This is a genomic window from Protofrankia sp. Cas8 (genome assembly GCF_963555845.1).
Taxonomy (GTDB): Bacteria; Actinomycetota; Actinomycetes; order Frankiales; family Frankiaceae; genus Protofrankia.
Map to the genome: position 1 here is coordinate 1 of NZ_CAUVXI010000267.1, position 2591 is coordinate 2591.

Here is a 2591-nt window from a genome sequence, read left to right on the forward strand (position 1 = left end):
AAGGTCCGCCAGCTCATCGAGTCGGTCAACGACACCCTCAAGGGGCAGCTTGACCTGGAAGAACACGGTGGGCGGAGCTTCGAGGGTGTCGCGGTCCGGGTCGGCCAGCGGCTGCTGGCGATGGCTGCGGCGATCTGGCACAACAACAAGATCGCCGCTCCTGTCACCCGCTCACTGATCGCCTACGACCACTGAACGCGATCAACAGATTAGGAATTATTCGTCTAGACCGCGGGCCTTGATCGCGATCGGGGCTCGGCCGAGACGCAGCCTGACCTGCTCGGATGTGCTTTTCGGTTCACATCCACCCGCAGCACGTCGAAGCCCGCCTGAATCAGCCGCTCGGTGGCTTGGCGGTAGAAGTGGGCTTCGGCGTGGCTGCTGCCCGGCGAGAGCTGGAAACGGTTATGTGGGCCGCGCTCCTGGAGTCGTTCCGAGATGACCTCGGGATCGGCTTCCAGGATGACGGCGAGATCGGGCCGGTCAGCCTCGGCGTTGACGTGCCAGAGGAAGGCCGGATCAATGCCGTCGAAGCGCTGCATCACCAAGCCTGAGGGGATGTAGCGGTCACTCAGCACCACCCGGCCGGCGCTTGTGTTCGGCCGGACTTCCGCCTCAAGGTGGTGGTAGCGGTCAGCGGCATACAAGCAGGCCAGCGCGTGACCGGTAGTCGTCTCAGTCAACTCGCGGCAGAGTGCGCCGATGGGGCCGTTACTCGGCTCAGCCGTCACATGCACGTCTTCGCCAGCGGCAACGAGGAGCTGCGCCAGGTGGTGAACGATGGTGCTCTTGCCCGCACCGCTCGGCCCGTCAACGCTGACGAACAAGCCGCGCTGGTGATCAGAAAAGGGCCGGAGGTTCATCGTCGCCCCCTCCCGGTTTCTGGCCGCGCAGCTCTTCCAAGCTGGCGGCCTTGGTGGCGAGCAGCACGAACAACCGGGCCGCCACCAGGGCGTCATAGGTCGCGCGGTGCGGTGAGATGGCGTCCGGCAGGCCATCGGCCAGGTTGAACGACTCGACCAGGCTGCCGAGCCGGTAGCCGTCCAGGCCCGGCACCAACCGCCGCGCAAGCTTGAGCGTGTCGAAGACCTCGGGCGGTTCCCAGCCGCTCATCTCGCGCTGAAGAACGCTGACGTCAACATGGGCGTTGTGGGCGACGATCGCGGGGTGGCTGAGTGCCATAAGGATATCGACCTTGACCGCCTCGAAGGTGGGGCAGTCGGCAACGTCCTTGTTGGTCAGACCGTGAATCCGCGTGGCGAAGTGCTTGATCGGCGACTCCGGCTTGACGAGCCAGCTCACCGGCTCCCCGATGACCCCGCCGGCGATCGGGACGGCGGCCAGCTCCACCAGGTCGGGCGGCTGCTGGCCGTTGCCCTCGACGTCAACCACCACGTACGTGAGGTCAGTCCAGTCAGCCATCTTGCTTACCGTCCTTCCAGCCGATACTTGCTCGGCCATGCTGTCGCTCGACGTGCGGATGTCGCACGTCATGCACTTGGAACCCGAGCGCGTGTTGCAGGTAGTAGCGCGGCTGCTCCGTCTCCAGACCGGACACCACGGCCGCGCGGTCGGTGATGTCCACGACCACCAGACCACGAGCCTCGGGCAAGGAGCTGGCGACTTCCCGCAGTCGGTCGGGTGACGGTCGCGTGTGTGCGGTGGCGCAGAGTTCAAGCTGACTCAGCGGACAGATGTCGCACAGCTCGCGCCCGATGCCGTAGTGCCCGTTGTAGTCGGGGAGGCCATGCGCGTAGGCCACCGCGCAGGAGGTCTTGCGGAACAACGGCGTGGAGTTGTCGAACGCGGCGAGAACGCGCTGTTCAAGCGTCTCGGGCACGATCTTCCGGCGCGCGGTGTCCTCGTAGGGCTCAGGCAGACCGTTGGCCTTGTAGTAGTCCGCAATCTGGTCGCGGTAGAAGAGCCCCGTAAACACCGTGGCGTCGGCGTGCTGGGCCAGGTTGTACGCGGCGTCCAGGTGCTCGTCTGAGTCGTTGAGACCAGGCACCAAGGGACGCCAGTAAAGGATGGTGCGGTACGCCCTACGCTCGGGCGCGCTCATGAGCTTCAAGGACTCGGCCGCCACCGAAGAGGGGTAGGGCTCGATCTCCTTATTGTCGATCCCTGAGAAGGTGAACAGCAACGTCAGCTTGATGCGGCGAAGCTGGTTGAGCCGCTCAACGTCGTCCGGCTTCATCTGGTGCCGCGTGATGACGAGCACGTGATTCGTCAGGCCCCGCGCGTCGAGGTCTTCCAGCACGGCAAAGGTGTGCGGCCGGACGACCGGAAGGAACGGGTCAGTGGCCCTGTTGAACACCTGCACCGGGGTCACGTGCGGCTGGAAGTACCGGTGAGTGACCAGCTCCTCGACGGCCTGGGTGTCGCTCATGAGCGCCCGCGGCACCCGCTGATCCCACAGGCCGTAGGTGTGCCGGATGCAGTACGCGCAATCGAGCGGACAGCCTTGGATGTGGTTCAGGCTGAGACCGCTTTTGCGGTACTCCACGACTTCGCGGGCGCGCTCCGGAAGCTTGTCGATCTGATCCCTGCTCAGCAGGGCAACACGGGTGGCCACCTGGCTTAGAGCGACC

At 65.2% G+C, this 2591-nt stretch carries 3 protein-coding genes and 1 pseudogene; 1 reads left to right on the plus strand and 3 read right to left on the minus strand.

Features of this window, described 5'->3' with window-relative positions; genetic code table 11:
* Positions 1 to 195, plus strand: a pseudogene (locus tag U9977_RS24745) (IS982 family transposase); the annotation flags it as partial.
* A gap of 29 nt (positions 196 to 224) precedes the next feature.
* Here the strand turns inward: U9977_RS24745 and tmk are convergent.
* The 3 genes from tmk to U9977_RS24760 are packed head-to-tail and all read right to left on the minus strand — an operon-like array spanning position 225 to position 2575.
* Complete coding sequence (gene tmk, locus U9977_RS24750) at positions 225 to 863, minus strand: dTMP kinase (RefSeq protein ID WP_322751687.1); 639 nt, start codon at positions 861 to 863, stop codon at positions 225 to 227.
* A complete protein-coding gene (locus U9977_RS24755) occupies positions 841 to 1422 on the minus strand; it encodes an exonuclease domain-containing protein (protein WP_322751688.1) in 582 nt (193 codons plus the stop codon). The genes tmk and U9977_RS24755 overlap by 23 nt, the downstream gene beginning before the upstream one ends.
* Positions 1415 to 2575, minus strand: coding sequence for a radical SAM protein (locus tag U9977_RS24760; RefSeq protein ID WP_416210770.1), 1161 nt, complete (start codon positions 2573 to 2575; stop codon positions 1415 to 1417). Before U9977_RS24760 ends, U9977_RS24755 begins: the two co-directional genes overlap by 8 nt.
* Positions 2576 to 2591: the final 16 nt, after the last annotated feature.

Excerpts from the sequence above, each read along its gene's own strand:
- tmk (WP_322751687.1), bottom strand. The coding sequence starts at position 863 with ATGAACCTCCGGCCCTTTTCTGATCACCAGCGCGGCTTGTTCGTCAGC.
- U9977_RS24755 (WP_322751688.1), bottom strand. The coding sequence starts at position 1,422 with ATGGCTGACTGGACTGACCTCACGTACGTGGTGGTTGACGTCGAGGGC.